Genomic DNA, 20,496 nt, shown 5'->3' with positions numbered 1-20,496 from the left:
ATTTAGTTAATAAAATAAAGAAGCTACCTTATTAAATATTTAGTAGCTCCTTTATTATAAAAATGGTTAACCTTTTTTTTTTTTTTGTTGATATATCAAGCGAAAGTGTTTGTTATATCATTTTATTTATCTATTTTTGAAAATTTTTAATATTTTATTTAAATCTAATTCACTAGTATTATTTAAAATAATATTTGCTGTTTTAAAGTATTTTGGTTCATTAGTTATGGCGATTGAAAAAATATTTGCATCATTTAATGATATTATTCCACTTAGCGAATCTTCAATTCCAATAACTTCATCAGACTCAAGATTTAAAGCTTTTTGAGCTGCAACAAAAATTTCTTTATCCGGTTTTCCTTTTTTAATATTTGATGGATCGACAATAAAATCAAAATATGAAAATAAATTAATTTTTTTTAAAATATATGGTGCATTAAATGAAGAAGATGCAATAGCTAATTTTAAATTATTTTTTTTAGCTTCTAAAATAAATTCTTTTATTCCTTTTAAAATATAAGTTTCATTTAATTTAGTTTTTAATAATTTTTTATAATATTCATTTTTAGCATTAGCAATTTTAATAATTTCATTTTCTTCTATTTTTATTTGGTAAATTTTTAAAATCGCCTTTAGCGTTTCAATTCGATTAAGTCCTTTTAATTTTTCATTAGTTTGTTCATCAAAATTAATACCTAATTTTTCAACTTCATTTTTTCAAGCTAAATAATGGAAATAAGCTGTATCAGTTATTACTCCATCTAAATCAAATATTATCCCCTTAAGCATTATTAATACAAAATCTTTCTTTTTCTTTTTTAAGCACTTTCAATTCATTATTAATAAATACTTTTAATTCATGTTTAGATTTTTTAATAATTTCAAAATATTTTTTATAAACATTAACTGATAGATCTATATTTTTAATTGTAATTTGATATGATAATTTGGTTCAATTATTAGGTAAAATTGGATTAAAATAAATATTATCATTATAAAATCTAAATCCACCATAACCAAAAACAATAGTTTGTCATATTGCGGCTAATGAACCTGCGTGAATCCCCTCATTAGATGAGTGAAAATTTTCTCCTAAATCTATATTAATGGAATATCTAAATAATTTATAAGCTAATTCCATTTTTCTTAAATCAATTGCTGTAATTGCATAAGTTGTTGCGCTTAGAGATGAATCGTGAGTTGTTAATGGTTCGTAATAATTAAAATTAGCTTCTACTATTTCTTTAGTAAATAATTCTCTAAAAATAAATGTACTTAAAACAACATCAGCTTGTTTTACAACTTGCGAAGCTAATCTTTTATGTCCTTCTTTTGTGTTGAATAATTTTTTACCAGCATCCCCTAAAAATTGAAAAGGTGTTACATCAATTTTATTAAGTTTTAAAAATTGATCATTTTCTGCAATTATTAAATTTTCATTTGGTTTTTGTAAATAAATTCGATCAATTATTTGTTCCATTTTATCAAAATCTACTTTATAAGGGATTTTAGCTAAAACATTAGATAAAATTTGTTTGCTTTTTTCTGTTTTTAAAAGTTCATTGTAATATTTAAGCGCTAATTCTAAATTTCTTTTAGCAATTAAATTAGTAAAGTTATTATTATCAATGTTTCCTTTATATTCATTAGGACCCATTACATTTGTTATTTGATATTGATTATTTTTAAATTCTAGTCTTGAAAGTCAAAAAACAGCTGTATCAAAAATCATTTCATAACCCATTTTAACCATAAAATCATGATCTAATGTAGCTAAAAAATAATGATCAATAGCAAATGCAACATCACCTGGAACATGAATTTCTTGCTCTCTAGAAGCAATTGGAACTTGTTTCCCTGTTATTATATCTGGTTGTCCTCAATAAGGGGTTACTTCTCCATCGCTTGGAATTGCCATTTCTCAAGGATATTGCGCACCAATATAATTTTTTTCTTGCGCTTTTTCCCTAGCCCCTTTAATTCCTAAATATCTATATTCTAATAAATTTCTCGCAACTTTTGGATTGCTAAAAACAAAGTTTGGAACAATAAAAAATTCTGTATCTCAATAACAGTGTCCTTGATATCCTTCACCAGTTAATCCTTTTGCTCCAATTGATAATTGTGGATTATCACTAGGAACAAAGCTGTTCATATGATAAAGACTAAAAATAAATGCTAAATAATCGTATTTTGCTTCTTTATTTCCTTTAATTTCAACATTAAATTGTTTATAAATTTCTTTATATTGATCAAAAGCTTGATTAGCAAAATCATTAAAAGTTAATTTATTTATTTTTTTTGCTTGTTTATTAGCTATTTCTATTAATTGATCATAATTTTTATTTTTATTTTCAATAGAAGAAGTAACTGACATTATTTTTTCTAAAACAAAAGGTTCATTAACTTTTAAATTAGATTTTATTTCATAACCAATTTGACGACGAGCCATCTTAATAACATAATCATCATTATTAGCTAATAATAATTTATTATTATAAAAAGCTCTAATTTTCATATTATGAATAGCTCAAAAATCTTTTTCATTAGCTTGTTCTTGATATTGAATTAGTGTTTCATCAATTAAAAGTTTTTTACCTTCTTTAAGATGTTGAACACCTCTATTGGTTGATTGTCCATCAATTAAAGGGAAAATTTTAATTTCACTTGGTTGTCCTTTTAACTGCTCAATAGTTATTTTTTGAGCATATAATTGTTTATCTTTTTGTTCGACTATTCTTTCAAAAGTTAATTTAAAAATTTTAGATTTATTTTTTAATTTAATAACTCTTGTTAATTTACCATTTGTTAAATCTAATTCTTTATAATAGTAAAAAGCATCAAATGTTTTTACAATTTTATTATCAATCAAAATATTTAATTGAATTAAATTAGCTAAATTAGCTAATTCTGAAACTTCATTATCATCTCCTTTATTAAAAAAACCATTAATAAAAAAATCTTCTTTGTGAAAAGATGATTTTTCTTCATCTACTGCTCTTATTCCTAAAAAACCATTTCCTTGAGCAAAAATCGATTCAGTCTTAGCGGTTAATAAAGGATTATAGTTTTTTTGATAAATTTTTAAATTTTTTGTATCATAAAATAATTTAATCATTTTTAAATATAAACATTTTAGCTTCATAAGCTCTTAAAATATTTGTATTTTCCCCTTTTTGATTGTAATTTGAAAGTAAAAGTTTTCATCTATTTTGTTCATTTAAATTTAAGTTAACTTCTTTATTACTTAAATTTATTAGTGCAATAACTGTTTTTTGTTTATTATGTCTTTTTAAAATTAAATATTCTCTAGTTTCATTTCATTGAAGATTTGTTTTACCATAAATTAAAATATTTTTATATTTATTACGATGTTTAATTAATATTTTATAAAAATTTAAAATTGAATTTTCATCTTTTAACTGATCTTCTACTGAATTTTTGACTTTTCTATCAGCTAACTTAATTCATGTTTTATTCCCTTTATTAAAACCATAATTAATAGAATTGTTTCAAATCATCGGAACTCTAGAATGATCTCTTGAGTTTATATTGTGATAATCAATCATTTCCTTTTCACTATAGATTTTATTTTTATCAACTAAAATTTCAAAAGCATTAAAAGCATCTACATCTCTAAATTCTGTTCTTAAATTAAATTTTGTATTAATCATCCCTATTTCTTCACCATATAAGATAGAAATTAAACCTTTTTGCATAAATTGAAACATTGCAAAAGCTTTAGCAGCTTCTTGTCAATAATTTTCAGTATCAGCTCACCTTGAAATTGCTCTAGCTGTATCGTGCGAAGATAAAAAATTTGTTATCATTAAATTTTTTATTAAATCATTATTTTGATATTCTAAAACTTGATCATTTATTAGTTCATTAAGATCTCATTTTTTATCATAACCATTTCTTCCAGTTTGTTTAGATCAACCAACATATCAATTACTAAAATTGAAAAAATTATCAGCAATTTTATTTTTCCCTTTAGCATATAAAAGAACTTTTTCCGGATTTATTCCAGAAGCTTCTCCAATGAAGAAAATATCTTTTTTTTCTTTTGTTACTAAATTAAGGAAGTTTTGAAGATAATTTACCATTTTTGAACCAAAAGAGTCAATTACATGATCATTTTTAAATTCTTTATGTACATGTTGAATTGCATCTAGTCTAAAACCTCTAACTCCTAATTTATATCAAAAATTTATAACATCTGCCATTGATCTAATAGTTTGTTTAGAATTTCAATTTAAATCAGCTTGCTCTTTAGAAAAAAGATGGAAATAATATTTATCTACGCATTCAATATATTCTCATGCACTACCACCAAAAATAGATTGTTCATTTTTTGGTTCTTTTGTTCAAATGTATAAATCATGTTCAGGATTTTTTTCTGATTCAATTGCTTTTAAAAATCATTTATGTTTAGTTGAAGTGTGGTTTAAAACAATATCCATTATGACTTCAATGTTTCTTTTTTTAGCTTCAACTACAAGTTTTTTAAAATCAGCTAATGTTCCAAAATTTTTTCAAACTTTTTTATAATCTAAAACATCATAACCAGAATCTTTAAATTCAGTATCGTAAATAGGACAAAGTCAAATTGCATTTATTCCTAATTCTTCTAAATAATCAAGTTTTTTAATTATTCCTTTTAAATCTCCATCACCATCATTATTTGAATCATAAAATGATCTTGGAAAAATTTGATAAATTATTTTTTCATTTCATTTTTTTAATATAGAACTCATGTTTACCTTTCCTTATTCTTTTAAATTTAAAAACATTTTAAAAGATAAGAAAATAAAATATGTTTTTTTATTTGTTATATCAAAAATAAAAAATTTAAGCATTGTGAATATATTTTTTATTAATAAAAATTTATTATTTTTAAATTAATTGAGGAAATATTTGCGTCTGTTTATAAAATTTAAAAAATTTTATATTTTTAGAAATTAGAAAAAATAATTTTATTTATATGAAAAGTATTTTATTTGTTTGAAATTAGTTAGAAAACAACAATAGTAAAATGATTTTTACTTATATCAAAAATTATTTTTTTATTATAAAAATTTTTTAAAAAATATTAAAATAAGCCAAATTTTTGCTGTTTTTTAGTCAAATTTATTAAAAAGTTTGGCTTTTTTTTTTTTTTTTACAATGAAGAGAAAAAAGAAAGGAAAAAATGAAAAAATTATTTAAATTATTTTTATTATCCACTGTGGCTATAGCTCCAATAGGATTGTTTATAGCTTGTAGCGCTTCAACAGAAAGCAAATATATTTCTAAATCTAAAGAAGCTTTTAAAGCAAAAAATAGCGGCGATGAAGAAAAAGCAAAAAGTTTAGAAGAAGAAATTAATAAATTAAAAGAAGAGCTAGAAAAAGAATATAAAGAAAAATACAAAGATAATTACCTTGTAAAACTTGCCGCATTAGATGCTAAAATTTTACAAGATCTTCTTACAAATTCTTAATATAATATTTTTAATAAAAAACACAAACTTTTTAACCGAAATATTTATTTTACATAAAAAGTTTGTGTTTTTATTCATTTTAAAATCAAATAATATTTATTGCTATTAAAATAATAAAATTTATAGTACAGCTATTAGTTTTTCATCATAATCGATTTTTAAAAATTTATCTATTTTTAAATAATAACAAAATTATTATTTATTATTTTCAAAAGAAAATGATTTAAATATTTATTTTATTTTTTATAATTAATTTTTTAAATTAATTTTTTAAAAATTAAAAAATCTAAGTATTGCTTAGAAATTTAATTTTAATTTTTTTTATTAATAATTCATTTTTTTATTTGTTTATTATCATTTAGCAATAAGATGTCCGCTAGCATCTTTCATATTCCCTGTCACAGCTAATACAAAATCAACAATCCATCATACACCAAATCCAGCTAATGTTATGATTTTAAATATTCCTAAAGCTATTCTCCCTGCATAAAATCTGTCAATTCCAAGACCACCTAAAAAATATGATAAAATAGTTAATGCAGCTCTGCTTTTTGGGCTAATCATAGTTATATATGACTCTATATTGTTCATAAATTATTTTCCTTTCTTTTTTTTAATTTAATTTTAAAAAAAAAAAAAAAAATGGTTATTTTGATAAAAAAATAATGATGCAACAAGCTTTTTTTGATTTAAAATGAACTTTTTTTTGGCTGGAAAAAATGAAATATTTAGGTTTTACAATAAATTTAGAAGTCCAAACAATTCCATTATTATCATAATATCAACTATAAAATTACAAATATTTATGATTAAAGATATTAACTTTTCTATATCTTAATTTATAAACTCCACTTTTTAAAAAATCATTTTTTTCTTTTCAGTTAAATCAGTATGTAAGCATGTAAAAGCATTTTGTGGATTAACAGTTTAATTTCAATAATTTTAATTATATTTATCAAATCCTTTGTAAATGTAAAATTTTGTTGAAAATTTAAGTATTTAAATAATAAAATTTACAAAATGAATATATTAGTTAATTCATCTTTATTTTTAGATTATAAATATTTTAAAATATTGCTTAATTGCTTATTTTTTTTCTTTAGTTATTCAATTAAATTCATAGCTATTGTTTAATTTTTAATAAACTTGACTTTTCTTTATTTTTAAATTATATGTTTTTTTATTTGATAAAATAAATAATTTTTGATTGAAAAAAATATTAAATTTTTAATTTTTTTGAAACGAAAAAAAATGAAACACCATGTGTCATAAATTTATTTTAAAATTTTTTTTGTTTTTTATATAATTATTTTTATGCGGCAAGATAATAAAAATTTGTTTTATAATTTTTTTGATAGCGTACAAAACAGTGTTTAATATTCTTTTAAATAATATTAGTTAGACAAATATTTGAATTTATAATTTTGCGAATTACTTAGAAAATACATTTAAAAATAAATTATGAGTCACTATTTGAAAAATATTAATTTATTTTTTCAAAAGTTAAGTATTATATTTTCAATAATAAAGTTAATTTAATTGCGGCTATTTAAGTTAATATTTTGACACAATTCATAAATAATTAGTTTAGTAAATTAAACCAAATTGTACTTACTAAAAAATATATAATTTATTAAGGAGTAAAAAATATGAATAATGAAATTATTACAAAAATACTAAATGAAGAAATAAAAGCTAATGACTTAATTAATTTAAATTACCAAAACGATAAAAATGAAATTGATTTTAATTATGTGGAAATTTACTTTAATATAGTTAAAAAAATTATTAAACAATATCAACAAGAAATTAATAATTATCAAGTATTAGAATATAAAAAACTTAAAATAAGTAATTATTTTATTAATAAAAGAGAAGAAAAATTTTATAATAATTATCTTTATCAAAGACATCATATCGAAGAGATTTTTATTTCTGGAGCTTTTTTACAATCTAATAAATTAGATTATAATAACGGTTTATGTTTGATTGTAAATATAGAAGAACACGCTTTTTTACATTACTTAATTGTTAAATCTCGAACAACAAACCCTAATTATGGAATGTTAATTCAATTAAAACTAAAAGATTGAAGTAATATTGCTAAAAAATATTGTAAAAAATATAACATTAAATACGATAGAAAGTGAAAAAAAATGTTATATCCAAAAGGAATTACAAATTCTTTTTTAGAATGATTTTTTGGTTTGAAAAAATATTCAAACTTAAAGTAAATTTTTAAGTTGTCTATTTGTGTTAGCGTTTTTATTTTACAATTTTTAAATAAATAAAATAATATGTTTAAAAAAACATATTTTCTTAAGCAAATATTAAAAATAATATTTGTGATTTTTTTAATATTTGTTTTAGTTTTTATAGTTAATTTATTTTTTAAAATAAATCTCTAAAAAATAAAAAAATTCTAAGCAATGCTTAGAATTAATTTTTATCATTTAGCAATTAAATTATTTGCTGAGTCTCTCATGTTACCAGTAAGAGCTAATATAAAATCGATAAGTGCTCACACACCAAAACCACCAGCAGTAATTAATTTTAATATTCCTAGCATTATTTTACCAGTATAGAATCTGTCAACTCCTAAAGCTCCAAGAAATAATGAAAGTAAAACAGTTATTAATCTACTTTTAGGAGAAACTACCCTAACATTTACTGAATTATTCATAATTAATTTTTTTTCCTTTCTTTTTTTTAATTTAATTTTACAAAAAAAAAAAAAAGAAAGAAAATGCTTATTTTGATTAAAAAATAATGATGTATTAAGCTTTTTTGATTTAAAATAAGCTTTTTTCTTGGTGAGAAAAAATGAAATATTTAGGTTTTACAATAAATTTAGAAGCTCAAACAATTCCATTATTATCATAATATCAACAATAAACAACTACTAAATATTTACAATTAAAAATATTAACTTTTTCATATCTTAATTTATAAACAGCACTTTTTAAAAAATCATTTTTTTCTTGAAAAAAATTAGTGAATGAAAAATTATTATCAAATTTTTTAGGCATTTCATATTTTTTAGTTACATAATTTTCACTAAAAATTATATATTCATCGTCTTTAAAATATTTTTTTTGATAAACATTATAATCATCATTAAAAATAATTTTAAATTCCTCAAATCATTTTGGCTTTTTTTTAGCTATTTTTTTAATTTCAAAATTATTAATAACATATGCATGCGCAAAAGGCTTTATTAAACCAAAGAAATTTTCAGCAACAAATCTTCCTTGTTTAGGAATATTGTAAACAGCTCCTATTGCTTCTAATTTTTTATATGCATTTATTGCTGTTATTCTTGAAACATCAAAACGCAACATCAATCATTGTTCTGATGGCATTATTTCATTTGGTTTTTTTTGTTTGTTGATAATTAAATCTATTAAATATTTTAATAATTTTTCTTTTTTTGTTTCCATAACACTATTTTCCAATTTAGTTTTTTGTTCTTAAATTATAATAAGTTTTTATTTCACTTTCTAATAATTCGTTAACTGGGTATAAAAATGAATATTTTAATTTATATTTATCATCTTTTTTAGTATTTTCATCTACAAAATGACCATTTTTAGTTTGTTCTTCTTGTTGAGTTATGTATAAATTTAAAGCTATTTTACCATTTGATGAATCAACATAAGTATCTATATCATTGAATTTTATTTTTTCTTTTTTACTAAATGTATTTCCATTTTTATCTAATAATAAAATAATTTCTTTCTCATCATCTTTATCAGAAGCATAAGCACTTTTGTAATTTTCATTAAAATATAATTTTTTTAATATTTCAAAACTATTTTTAAAAGTTGGAGTGTAATTAATATAATCAAAATTTTTAAATGGGGCTAATTGATTAAAATCAATACTTATAGCTGTATTTTCTTGTTTAATACGTTTCTCATTTTCATCTTGGATATAATTATATTTTTTATTAACTAAAATTTTGCTAAGCATTTCATCAATGGATTTATCTTCATCTTTATAAATATTTTCATAAAGATGATTTAATAATTTTTGTTCATGTTCTTTAGATATATTCTTTGAAAAAACTCATCCATCCATTAAAACAAGATTGTTTTTTGGTCTAATAATTTTAATAGCTTGTCCATCTTCAATATTAGAAAAATTATCATTAGAATAAAAGGCATCAATAGCATCACCATTATATAAATAAGCTACTGAAGGATTTTTATTTGTATCAATAATAGATGTTAAAAGTTCTAAACCATCAGAAGTGAAAAAATTAAAATTATGATCACTGAATTTTTTCTTTGAAACTTTTTCTATTAATTCAATAAATTCGTCTATTTGTTTTTTATAAAAAAATAAACTATTTTCATCTTGCGAAACTTGGCCACTATATAAACTAGGATTATTATTTTTTAGCGCTATATTTTCGCTTCCTAATAATAAATTATCTCTAACAGCTTCTGTTCAAGCAAAATTATTATAACCATATTTTTGAAGTTTATCAATAATAGCTTCAACGGTAAATTCATCAAATGTTATTCCATTTTCTTGAATATCTTTTCTTGTATTTTCATCTAATTTTTTTAAATGTTTTTTTAAAGGAATTAATTTATCATTGCTTTTATAATTACCAGTTGTATATGCTATGACTTTATCTTGGACATAATATGGAATAATATATTCTCATAACTCATCATTTTCACCATCATTATCAAGATCATATTTTTTTTGATTATTTTCAATTTTATATAAAAATTTATTAAATTTATCTAGGTGATTTATTGTTTCATTTCTAACTAGCGATGTAAAAGCTTGTTTTCTAATTTTCAATTCTTTGCTAGCAAATTTTTCTGATAATTCTTTATTGTCTTTAAATAAATAAGCATAATCTACTTTTTTAAGTAAATTTTTCTTTATTTTTTGAACAATAGCAAAATCAGAAGAAACTCCACCTATAGTTCGATTATCTTGTAATAATTTTTCAAATTCATTAATTTCAGAGAATTCTTGATAACTAAAGTCTTTTTCAATATTTTTTTGAATATCAGGTTCTAAATAAGATTGATAATTCATAATAAGCGGCCTATAAGGTCTTTTAATTTTATAAATGGTTAAAAAAGAAAATGCAAAAAGAAATGTGAAAATGAAAATAATTCATAAAAATATTTTTTTATTTTTTTTCATATCTTCTCCCTTTTTTAACTTTTAAAAATATTCACATTATATTGCCTATTAAAATTAAAATCAAAATTATTGTTCCAATAGCCAATGATCAAGTTTTAAATTGCCCTTGATAAAGATCAACTGCAATAGTTTGGGTATTTGAAGTAATTCTAGTAATGATAAAATCATCAAAAGATAAAATAAAGATAACTATAGAACTAAAAAAAATTGAAGGCAACATATAAAAGATATAAACTCTAAATCAAGTTTGTATTTTACTATAACCAAGATCTTGCGATGCTTCATATAAAGATATAGAAAAATTTTCGCTTCTAGGATACATTAATAAAATCCCATAAGGTAAAGCCATTGTTGAATGCGCAATTATTGCTCTTATTATTCCTTCATTGCTAGATTTTAAAACACCAAATAAAAAACTAAAAATTATAGCTAAAGAAATTGCTGTTATTATATCTGGATTAATTAAAGAAATATTCGAACTAACATTTAAATATTTTTTAGGTAATTTTAATTTTTGTTTTCAAATTGCAAAAACAGTAAATAAACTAATAATTATTACGATAATTACACTACAAAAACCTATAATGATTGAATTTACTAATGAATTTACAAATTTATCAGAACTTAAATAAATATAACCTTCTAAACTAAAGGAATTTCATGTTGTAGAAACAAAACCTTTTTCTGATGACTTGTTAAATGAAAAAATTGTTCCAGCTAATAAAGGAATATAAAACAAAATTAAAATTATTCAAATATAAGTTTTTTTTAAAATTTCATATTTTGTAATAAAATTTCAAACTCTAGTCATGTTTAACTCCTTTTATTTTTGATAAAATCAAAGGGAATAAGTAAATAATTCCATAAACAGTATAAAGTACTAAAATTGTAATTAAAACTAATGAAGATACTTTTGCTAAATCAAAAGCATTAACTAAACTAGCATTTTTATTAATTAAATTTCCTATAAATTGTTTTTGTGAACCTGAAGGTAAAAATTTATCTGAAATGATAATCGTTGTAGCTGACATTAAAAAAACTAAAGCTATTCCTGAAAAAATTGCCTTCATTCCGTAAGGTAAAACTACTTTTATTAAAGTTCAAAATTTATTATAGCCAAGATCAGCTGATGCTTCTAAAATATTTTTTGGCATATCTCTAAAGACAGTATAAAGTGGAATTATCATGAAAGGGAGATTAAGATATATTAATGCTATTAACATAAAAAATTCATTGTTTATTTGATTTTCATCAAAAATAGAAACAAACAAAGCTCTTAGGGCAAAAATTTTAGAAATGGTAAAAATAATTAAAGGCGAAATAATTAAAGATATAGCATAAATTTTAAAAATTTTAGATTTAGAATTAGCAACAAAAAATGAATAAGGTAAGGCAATTATTAAACAAATTAATGCGCTTAAAACTGATAGTCAAATCGATCTTCACATAATTTTTCATGTAGTTGTATCTTTCACTAAAGCAAAATTATCAAAATTATATTCTTGTTCAGTTTTTAATGGAATAAAAGCTTTGAAAACAAGCAAAATTAAAGGTAAAATTATAAAAATAAAAGCAAAAACTAAATAAGGTAAAAACATTATCAATCTTAAATTTAATAATGTTTTAATTTTTTCATACATCTTTAAAAACATAACTAATTAAAACCTTTTTTATCAAGTAGCATTAAATGAAGAGAATCATCATCCCAGCTAATTTTTACTTTAGTATTTTCTAAATATTTAACATTAGTCTCAACATAAATTATTTGCTCATTTACTAAAACGTCAATAAAATAATAAGAACCTTTGTACACCACTTTTTTTACTATTCCATCGAAAAAACCACTAGTTAAAGAAATTTTAACATCTTCTGGTCTTACTAGACCATCTAATATTTGATTAGGAACAAAACTCGTTGAAGAATTTTTATCTTCGTCTCAATAGACTATTTTATTTAAGAGTTCTACTTTGTGTTTAGATAAATATTTTACTTTAAAAAAATTAGCAGATCCTATAAAATTAGCTACTCATTTATTTATAGGATAATCATAAATTTTATTAGGAGTATCGAATTGTTCAATTTGTCCATCTCTAATAATTGCTATCCTATCTGATAATTCAAGCGCTTCATCTTGATCATGAGTAACAAATACAAATGTGATATTTAATTTTTTTTGAATTGAACGTAAAAGTTGTTGCATTTTTTGTCTAATTTTAGCATCAAGCGCTGATAAAGGTTCATCTAATAATAAAATTTGTGGTTCTAAAACTAAACTTCTAGCTAATGCAACTCTTTGCTTCATACCTCCAGAAAGTTCACTAATTTTTTTATTTTCACTTCCTTCTAGCCCAACTAATTTTATTATTTCTTTAGATTCTTTTTCCATTTCTGCTTTTGTAATTTTTCTAGTTAAATATTTTTTAGAAAACTTTTCAACCTTTACATTTACATAATTTTCTCAATATGAATATTTAAAATCAGAATCATCTAGTCAATTTTGAATTTTTTTTCGCTTTATTTTCGAAAGTTTTGGTTTTTTAAGCTCTTGTTCATAATTGATTTGAATTTTATCAAGCTCTTTCATTTTTAAATTAGCTATTTTAGTTCATAAAACTTTTTTAGCTTCAAGTTTTTTATATATTTCAGGTTTTACAAAATCTTTTGCGTATCTTTTTAATTTTAATCCATAGTTAATATTTCCCTTAATTCCTAAGTGACTAAAAAGAGCATAATCTTGAAAAATTGTTGAAACATTTCTTTTATTAGGAGATAAGTCTTTAATATCAATATCATTGAATTTGATTTCACCTCTTGTAGTTCACTCAAAACCACCAATTAATCTTAATATAGTTGTTTTTCCCGAACCAGAAGGCCCTAGTAAAGTAACAAATTCACCTTTATTAATTTTAAGATTAATGTTATTTAAAACTTTTTTATTATCAAATTCTTTTTCTACATTAACTAAGTTAATTAACGGTTTTAAAGAATTTTGAAAAAATTTATTAGCTTTTATTTCCATAAATTCGCCTTTCATCCAATATAGAATTAAATATGTTATTTATATTAAAAAAAATAAAAAATTTAAAAACTTCATTATATAAAAGGTATAAAAAAACCTCTCTCTAATGAAGAGAGATGGGGAATTTATCAAAAAAAGAAATTATGTTTTTTTTAATAGCTAAATTTATATCAACATAAAACATAAGTATATAAATATACTTTTTAACGAAAAATATAAAATTATAGCTAACTAGTTTCATAATGAATTTATTTTAACAAAAAAAAGTTAAAATATTAAAAATTAATTGAATATTTTTCAAACTGTCATTTTCATTTATCGATTGATAAAATAATTTCATCAATTAAAGGTTGAACTCTTAAACTAAAACTAAAATCTTTATCATTAACATTAGTTACTAAATTTAAAACAGTTGTTAAATATTCAACAACAGATTTTGCGCTTTTTTCACAGAATGTTAATTCACTATTTTCTTTAATTAAAGATGTTTTTTCAATTTCTTTAATATTTACTAATGCTTTTCCATTTAACATAATTATTTTTTCAGCAACCATATCAATAAATTCAATGATTTCGCTTCTTAATTCATCAGTTTTCTTGTGAATTTCAAAAAAACGTTTTCCTTCAATATGTCAATGAATATTAGTAATGTTATGGTAAGCCATTTGTAAAGTAGCTTGTAATTTATGTAATTTTTTTATTTCTAAATCAAACATTTTTTTACATCTCCTTGTTTTTCGACTAATTATAACAAAAAAACAAAAAAAAATGGTGGAGATGCCGGGAGTTGAACCCGGGTCCACCTAAAAACAAAGATAAAGGTTTACAGTTTAGTAGTTTTTATTTTAAGCTAATTTGAAATTTAAAACTATCAAAAATCTTTCATTAGCCATCATTAATAAAATTAAACTTATGATGATCTGTTTAATCTATGTTTTTATATTTTTAATAAAAAATAATTTGCTATTTTAAGCAAAAGAAAAATTATAGTTTTGTGAAGAAGCTAACATATTTAAAGTTACATCTTCTTGTTTTTTAGCTTTTCCGTTTATTTAAGCCTAGAAATATTTATGGTTTATTAGACCACTGAACTTTAAAATTGCCTATAGATGTCGAAGCCATTACACCCCCATTAAAGAATGTATAAAAATTTTAACATAAATTATAGAATTTTTAAAAAATAGTGTAAAATAATAAATATTAAATTTAAAACTTTAATTTGCTAATTTATTTTTAAATTAGATTATATATAAATAGGAGGGGAAATAATGGCAATAGTACCTAAACGCAAAACTTCTAAACAACGTAGAAATAAAAGAAGAACTCATGATGCTTTAACTGTTCCTAATCTTGTTCAATGTAAAGAATGCAAAAATCAAATTCAACAACACAAAGTTTGTATGTTTTGTGGTTTTTACAAAGGTAAAAAAGTTCAAGGTTTTACAGCTTTAAATGATAAATAATAGTTAATATCTCTTTGAATTTAAAGAGATATTTTTTTTATTAATAAAAAATGTATAAAAAAATTAATTTAAAAGATAAAGAAATTCAATTAGCTATTAACAATGAATTATTAAGACAAGAAGAGCACATTGAGCTAATAGCTTCAGAAAATTATGTTTCTGAAGATGTTCTAAAGGCTACCGGAAGTATTTTAACTAATAAATATGGAGAAGGATATCCAGGAAAAAGATATTATAATGGTTGTGAAAATATTGATCAAGTTGAAAAATTAGCAATTGAGCGACTACAACAGTTATTCAAAGTTAAATTCGCTAATGTTCAACCTTATTCGGGTTCTACAGCAAATGCAGCAGTATTTTCTGCTTTATTAGAGCCTGGAGATAAAATTTTAGGCTTAGATTTAAATTCTGGCGGGCATTTAACTCATGGAATGAAAATAAATTTTTCTGGAAAATTTTATGATACTTATACTTATAGTGTTGATGCTGAAGGTTATTTAAATTATGATCAAATTTTGCAAATTGCTAAAAAAGTTAATCCTAAATTAATTATTTGCGGTTTTACTGCATATTCTAGAGTTGTAGATTTTAAAAAATTTAAAGCTATTTCTGATCAAGTTGGAGCATATTTGTTAGCCGATATTTCTCATATAGCTGGTTTAATAATAGCAAAAGCCCATCCTAGCCCTGTAGGTTATGCTGATGTAATTAGTTCTACTACTCATAAAACCTTAAGAGGTGCAAGAGGCGCTATTATTATGACAAATAATGAATATTTGGCAAAAAAAATTGATCGAGCTGTTTTTCCTGGTCATCAAGGGGGACCTTTATTTCATTCTATAGCTGGAAAAGCTGTTGCTTTTAATGAAGCTTTACAACCTTTTTATTATAAATATATAAGAAATGTTGTTAAAAATTCAATTCATTTTGCTAATGAATTTTTAAAGAAAAAAGTAGAAATAGTTTCAAATGGAACTGATAATCATCTTTTTGTAATAAACACAAAAAAAAGCTACAATTTAACAGGAAAAAAAGCTTCTGAAATTTTACAAAAAATCAATATAACAGTGAATAAAAATACAATTCCTAATGATGATGAATCACCATTTATAACTTCTGGTATAAGGTTAGGAACTGCCGCAATGAGCTCAAGAGGTTTTAAAAATAAAGAATTTACTTTAGTTGCTAAAATTATTCATAAAGCTTTAATGGCTCCTAAAAACGAAATTTTACATCAAGAATTAAAAGCAAAAGTTTTAGATTTAACTAAAAACTTTCCAATTAAAAAAAGTTATTGATTAAATTAATCAATTGTTTAAGGAGAAAAATGAAAAATTATAGATTTAAAAGAATTTTTATGATTGTTACTGATTCACTTGGAATTGGTGATGATGGTAGGCAAAAAGAATTTAAAGATTCAGGCGCTGATACACTTTGACATGTTAGTGAAAAGAGTGAAATTTTAAATATTCCAACATGAAAAAAATTAGGAATAGGTGAAATAACAAAAGTATTTAAACATAATAAAAAAAATAAAGATCATTTAGCTTATATGGCAAGAATAGTTGAAAGATCTAACGCTAAAGATACTTTAGCTGGACATTGAGAAATGATGGGAATAGAAACAAAAGTTCCTAATCCTAATTTTATAGAAAATGGTTTTCCTCAAGAATTAATAACTAAATTAGAAAAAGCATTTGATAATCGAAAAATTATTGGTAATAGAGCTGAAAGTGGTACTGTTATTTTAGCTGAATTAGGGCAAAGAGAAATTGATAATAACGAAATTATTGTCTATACTTCACCTGATTCAACACTACAAATTTGTGGGCATGAAAAATATATGGGACTAGATAATTTATATCGTTATGCTAAAGCAGCTAGAAAAATTTGTTCTGATAATCCAGAGTGAAATGTTGCAAGAATTATAGCTCGTCCTTATATTGGAGAAAATGGTGAATTTACTAGAACATTTAACCGTCATGATTATGCAAATAAACCACCAAAAGAAACTATTTTAAACAAGCTTCAAGCTAAAGGAATTAAAACAATTGCAGTTGGTAAAATTAATGATATTTTTGTAAATTATGGAATTGATGAAGTATATCCTCCTGCTAGCGATGATGAAAATATGGATGTAGCTATCAACATTGCGAGTCAAAAAAGTGAAAATCAATTTATTTTTGTTAATTTAGTTGAATTTGATTCACATTATGGGCATCGTAGAAATTTAATGGGTTATGCTGAAAATATTAATCGTTTTGATGTTAAATTAACAAAATTAATTAATGCCATGAATGAAGATGATCTTTTAATTATGACATCAGATCATGGAAATGATCCTTCATTTCCAGGAAGCGATCATACCAGAGAAGCTTTACCATTAACTGTTTATTCTAAATCCTTTAAAGGAAAAAATAAAAATTTAGGAACATTAAGTGGGCTTGGAACTGCTGGAAATATTATTGCTCGAAACTTTGATTTAGAATTAATCGATACTGGTGAAGATATTTTTGATAAATTAATTTAAGAAATATGAATAAAGAAACTTTTCTTTTAATAGGCGGTGCTGGTTATATTGGAAGTAATTTTGCTTGATTACTTTCTGATTTAAAGCAAAATATTATTATTGTTGATAATTTATCAACAGGAAATAAAGAATTTTTACCACCTGAAGCAAAATTTTATGAAACTGATCATAATAATTTTCAGCAATTAGAAAAAATTTTCAGCGAAAATAAAATAGATGTTATAGTGCAATTAGCAGCTTTTATTAAAGTGGGTGAATCTGTTTTAAAACCATTAGATTATTATCAAAATAATATAAATGGGATAATAAATATTTTAAAATTAATTGATAAATACAAAATTAAAAAATTAATCTTTTCATCTACAGCTGCAGTTTACGGGCAAAATCCAAATCAAAATTTTAGTGAAGATGATTTTTTAAATCCAATCAATCCTTATGGACAATCAAAATTATTTTGCGAAAAAATTATTATTGATTATGCTGTTAATAATCCTAATTTTAAATATGGTATTTTAAGATATTTTAATGTAGCTGGAGCAGATCCCGATCTTAGAAGTGGACTATTTTCTAAAACAAATAATTATTCACTTTTAATTCCTGTTATTTCTAATTCTATATTAGAAAATAAAGAAATTAAGATTTTTGGAAATGATTATCAAACAAAAGATAAAACATGCATAAGAGATTATATTCATGTAAGTGATCTAGCTAGAGCTCATTATTTATTAAATAATTATTTAAATAATAATAAAAGTGATATTTTTAATGTTGGACTAAATAAAGGGATTTCAAATTTAGAAATCATAAAAACATTTGAAAAAATTATAGGTAAAAAAATTGATTTTACATTCTCCCCAAGAAGAGAAGGAGATCCAGATAAGCTTATTGCAAATAATGAAAAAATAAAAAATATTTTAGGTTTTAAAAATAAATATAATTTAAAGGATATTATTGGACATGAATGAAAATGAAGAAATAAAATTAAAGAAAAATAATTTAATAACTGTTTTAGTTCCTATTTATAATAAAGAAAAATTTTTACCTAATTTTTTTAATTCAATACTCAAACAGAAAGATAAAAATTTTAATATTATTTTTTTAGATGATAAATCCACTGATAATTCGCTAAAAATTACAAAAGATTTTAAAAACAATTTTAGTCATTTAATTAATATGAAAATTATTGAATTAGAAAAAAATGGCGGATTAGCTAATGCAAGAAATATTTTAATAGAAAATTGTAAAACTGATTATTTTTTATTTTTAGATCCTGATGATCTTATTTATAAAAATGCTTTATTTTATTTTAATCAAAAAATCCAAAATAATGAATATGAATTAGTTTATTCAAAATTTAGTTTATTTTTTAAAAAAATAAAACTTTTAAATTTTGCAACTTACAATTACAATAGACGTTTAAATTGAAAAATAGCTAAAAATAGTAATGGTTATAAAAATTTTCAAGGTTTTTTTTGAAATATTTTGATAAATAGAAAATGATTTTTAAGTTTGAATTTAAGTTGTAAAAAAGGTTATACATTTGAAGATTTTCCTGTTACAACTATCATGTTTTTATTGAGTAAAAATTTTGGCTTTACAAATAAAAAAACATACAAATATTGTTTAAATTTAAATGGTTTATCACTAAAACTTAGTAAAAGCAAAATTTTAGGAATTGCTCATAATTTAGATTTTTTAAATAATGAAATTATAAAAAGAGAATTAATAGATGAGTATACTAAAAATTATGAATGATATTTTTTAAAAGCTTTTTTTGTATCATTATTTTATTGAAAAAAATATAAATTTTATAAAAAAAACACAAAAGAATATAAAGATTCAATTTTGTATTTTTTTGAAATTGCTAAAAAACATAATTTAATTAATAAGTTAAAAAAATATAAATCTTGATATTCGTTTTTATTAAAAAATTCATTATATAATTATGAAAAAGTTTACAAATTATATAATGAAAATAATAAAAAATAATATTGGTCAAAAGCTTGATATGGTGCCAACAACAGGAATTGAACCTGCGACCGCATCCTTACCATGGATGTGCTCTACCTACTGAGCTATGATGGCGTAAAAAATTTATTATATTTTTTATTATAAACTAAAATTTTAAAAAAAATAGAAAATAAATGGTTAAAAATGTTTAGATTTTTTGTAGCAAAAAAAGAAGATAATTATTTTATTTTAGATAATGAAACACTAAAACACATTAAAGTAGCAAGAGTTAATAACAAAGAATTTATTTGTGTTTATGAAAAATATTTTTATTTATGTGTTTTAGAAGATCAAAAAGCTTTAATAATTAAAAAATTAGATGATAATCATGAATTTGAAAATAAAGTTATTATTGCAGCTGCAATAATTAGTATCAAAAGATTTGAATGACTAATTCAAAAGGCTACTGAATTAGGTGCAAGCGAATTATGGCCTATATATAGTGAAAATATGAAACAAAAATTAGGTAACAACATCGAGCATAAAGTTGAAAGATGAAATTTAATTGCAAAAAATGCTGCTGAACAATCATTTAGAAATAAAGCAATGATAGTAAAAATGCCAATTCATTTTAAAGATGTTGTAAATGTCAAAATTAAAAACAAATATATAGCTCATGAAAAAGCTGAAAATTCATTGACAAATTATTTTTTTGAGCAAGATTCAATATTTTTAGTAGGACCAGAAGGTGGTTTTAGTGAAAATGAAGTAAATTTAGCTAAAAAAAATAATTTTAAAGTTATTTCACTTGGTAAAAGAATTTTAAGAGCAGAAACTGCTTCTATATTTATACTTTCAAGAATTAAACAATAAAAACAAA

At 21.9% G+C, this 20,496-nt stretch carries 19 protein-coding genes, 1 tRNA gene and 1 other RNA gene; 8 read left to right on the top strand and 13 right to left on the bottom strand.

All coding sequences use genetic code 4. The features are described 5' to 3' along the window. Positions 1-126: 126 nt before the first annotated feature. Genes pgmB through T403_RS0102125 form a run of 3 tightly spaced genes read right to left on the bottom strand, consistent with a single transcriptional unit; the run spans position 127 to position 4,757 of the window. Entirely contained in the window at positions 127-789 is a 663-nt protein-coding gene (gene pgmB / locus T403_RS0102135) for a beta-phosphoglucomutase (RefSeq protein ID WP_033161193.1), read from the bottom strand. Continuing rightward, positions 782-3,145: a glycosyl hydrolase family 65 domain-containing protein gene (locus T403_RS0102130; protein WP_240532061.1), complete on the bottom strand. Its 2,364-nt coding sequence runs from the start codon at positions 3,143-3,145 to the stop codon at positions 782-784. Before T403_RS0102130 ends, pgmB begins: the two co-directional genes overlap by 8 nt. After that, entirely contained in the window at positions 3,111-4,757 is a 1,647-nt protein-coding gene (locus tag T403_RS0102125) for an alpha-amylase family glycosyl hydrolase (protein ID WP_033161175.1), read from the bottom strand. The genes T403_RS0102130 and T403_RS0102125 overlap by 35 nt, the downstream gene beginning before the upstream one ends. 434 nt (positions 4,758-5,191) lie before the next feature. Here T403_RS0102125 and T403_RS0102120 point away from each other — a divergent pair, with 434 nt between their 5' ends. Next, positions 5,192-5,482 (top strand): hypothetical protein, encoded by a 291-nt coding sequence (locus tag T403_RS0102120; RefSeq protein ID WP_033161174.1) that lies wholly within the window; start codon positions 5,192-5,194, stop codon positions 5,480-5,482. 351 nt (positions 5,483-5,833) lie between these two features. Here the strand turns inward: T403_RS0102120 and T403_RS0102115 are convergent, their stop codons facing one another. Next, positions 5,834-6,073, bottom strand: coding sequence for a TM2 domain-containing protein (locus tag T403_RS0102115; protein ID WP_240532060.1), 240 nt, complete (start codon positions 6,071-6,073; stop codon positions 5,834-5,836). A 1,058-nt stretch (positions 6,074-7,131) separates the two neighbouring features. On the opposite strand from T403_RS0102115, the gene T403_RS0102110 reads away from it, so the two are divergent. Next, positions 7,132-7,716 carry a hypothetical protein gene (locus T403_RS0102110; protein ID WP_211246931.1) on the top strand — a complete coding sequence of 195 codons (585 nt, stop codon included), beginning with the start codon at positions 7,132-7,134 and terminating at the stop codon, positions 7,714-7,716. Positions 7,717-7,928: 212 nt separating this feature from the next. Here the strand turns inward: T403_RS0102110 and T403_RS0102105 are convergent, their stop codons facing one another. From T403_RS0102105 to ssrA, 8 genes are all read right to left on the bottom strand, one after another. Further along, positions 7,929-8,165 (bottom strand): TM2 domain-containing protein, encoded by a 237-nt coding sequence (locus tag T403_RS0102105; protein ID WP_033161172.1) that lies wholly within the window; start codon positions 8,163-8,165, stop codon positions 7,929-7,931. Between the two features lie 109 nt (positions 8,166-8,274). Then, positions 8,275-8,922, bottom strand: coding sequence for a winged helix-turn-helix domain-containing protein (locus T403_RS0102100; RefSeq protein WP_033161171.1), 648 nt, complete (start codon positions 8,920-8,922; stop codon positions 8,275-8,277). Positions 8,923-8,938: 16 nt separating this feature from the next. Beyond that, positions 8,939-10,654: a type 2 periplasmic-binding domain-containing protein gene (locus tag T403_RS0102095; protein WP_033161170.1), complete on the bottom strand. Its 1,716-nt coding sequence runs from the start codon at positions 10,652-10,654 to the stop codon at positions 8,939-8,941. Next, entirely contained in the window at positions 10,641-11,465 is an 825-nt protein-coding gene (locus tag T403_RS0102090; RefSeq protein ID WP_033161169.1) for an ABC transporter permease, read from the bottom strand. The genes T403_RS0102095 and T403_RS0102090 overlap by 14 nt, the downstream gene beginning before the upstream one ends. Next, positions 11,458-12,306: an ABC transporter permease gene (locus T403_RS0102085; RefSeq protein ID WP_211246930.1), complete on the bottom strand. Its 849-nt coding sequence runs from the start codon at positions 12,304-12,306 to the stop codon at positions 11,458-11,460. Before T403_RS0102085 ends, T403_RS0102090 begins: the two co-directional genes overlap by 8 nt. Before the next feature lie 2 nt (positions 12,307-12,308). Next, positions 12,309-13,673: an ABC transporter ATP-binding protein gene (locus T403_RS0102080; protein WP_051619076.1), complete on the bottom strand. Its 1,365-nt coding sequence runs from the start codon at positions 13,671-13,673 to the stop codon at positions 12,309-12,311. A gap of 275 nt (positions 13,674-13,948) precedes the next feature. Then, positions 13,949-14,389 (bottom strand): Dps family protein, encoded by a 441-nt coding sequence (locus tag T403_RS0102075; RefSeq protein ID WP_033161168.1) that lies wholly within the window; start codon positions 14,387-14,389, stop codon positions 13,949-13,951. Positions 14,390-14,442: 53 nt separating this feature from the next. Beyond that, positions 14,443-14,804, bottom strand: a transfer-messenger RNA (tmRNA) gene (ssrA, locus tag T403_RS04365). A 137-nt stretch (positions 14,805-14,941) separates the two neighbouring features. Between ssrA and rpmF the strand changes: the two genes are divergently transcribed. The 5 genes from rpmF to T403_RS0102050 are packed head-to-tail and all read left to right on the top strand — an operon-like array spanning position 14,942 to position 19,655. Then, the gene (rpmF, locus tag T403_RS0102070) at positions 14,942-15,136 is read left to right on the top strand and encodes a 50S ribosomal protein L32 (RefSeq protein WP_033161167.1); all 195 of its coding nucleotides are present in this window, start codon (positions 14,942-14,944) and stop codon (positions 15,134-15,136) included. 50 nt (positions 15,137-15,186) lie between these two features. Beyond that, positions 15,187-16,443 (top strand): serine hydroxymethyltransferase, encoded by a 1,257-nt coding sequence (gene glyA, locus T403_RS0102065; protein ID WP_033161166.1) that lies wholly within the window; start codon positions 15,187-15,189, stop codon positions 16,441-16,443. Positions 16,444-16,463: 20 nt separating this feature from the next. Then, entirely contained in the window at positions 16,464-17,666 is a 1,203-nt protein-coding gene (locus T403_RS0102060; RefSeq protein WP_033161165.1) for a phosphopentomutase, read from the top strand. A 5-nt stretch (positions 17,667-17,671) separates the two neighbouring features. After that, on the top strand, positions 17,672-18,661 hold the full coding sequence (gene galE, locus T403_RS0102055) for a UDP-glucose 4-epimerase GalE (RefSeq protein WP_033161164.1): 990 nt from the start codon (positions 17,672-17,674) through the stop codon (positions 18,659-18,661). After that, a complete protein-coding gene (locus T403_RS0102050) occupies positions 18,624-19,655 on the top strand; it encodes a glycosyltransferase family 2 protein (protein ID WP_033161163.1) in 1,032 nt (343 codons plus the stop codon). The genes galE and T403_RS0102050 overlap by 38 nt, the downstream gene beginning before the upstream one ends. 20 nt (positions 19,656-19,675) lie before the next feature. Here the strand turns inward: T403_RS0102050 and T403_RS0102045 are convergent. Next, a tRNA-Thr gene (locus T403_RS0102045) sits at positions 19,676-19,751 on the bottom strand. A 69-nt stretch (positions 19,752-19,820) separates the two neighbouring features. Here T403_RS0102045 and T403_RS0102040 point away from each other — a divergent pair. Then, positions 19,821-20,489, top strand: coding sequence for a 16S rRNA (uracil(1498)-N(3))-methyltransferase (locus T403_RS0102040; RefSeq protein ID WP_033161162.1), 669 nt, complete (start codon positions 19,821-19,823; stop codon positions 20,487-20,489). Positions 20,490-20,496: the final 7 nt, after the last annotated feature.

This window comes from Mycoplasma collis ATCC 35278 (assembly GCF_000701825.1).
Taxonomy (GTDB): Bacteria; Bacillota_I; Bacilli_A; order Mycoplasmatales; family Metamycoplasmataceae; genus Mesomycoplasma_A; species Mesomycoplasma_A collis.
Note: the sequence above shows the minus strand (reverse complement) of the source record. Positions and strands in the feature narration are given on the sequence as shown.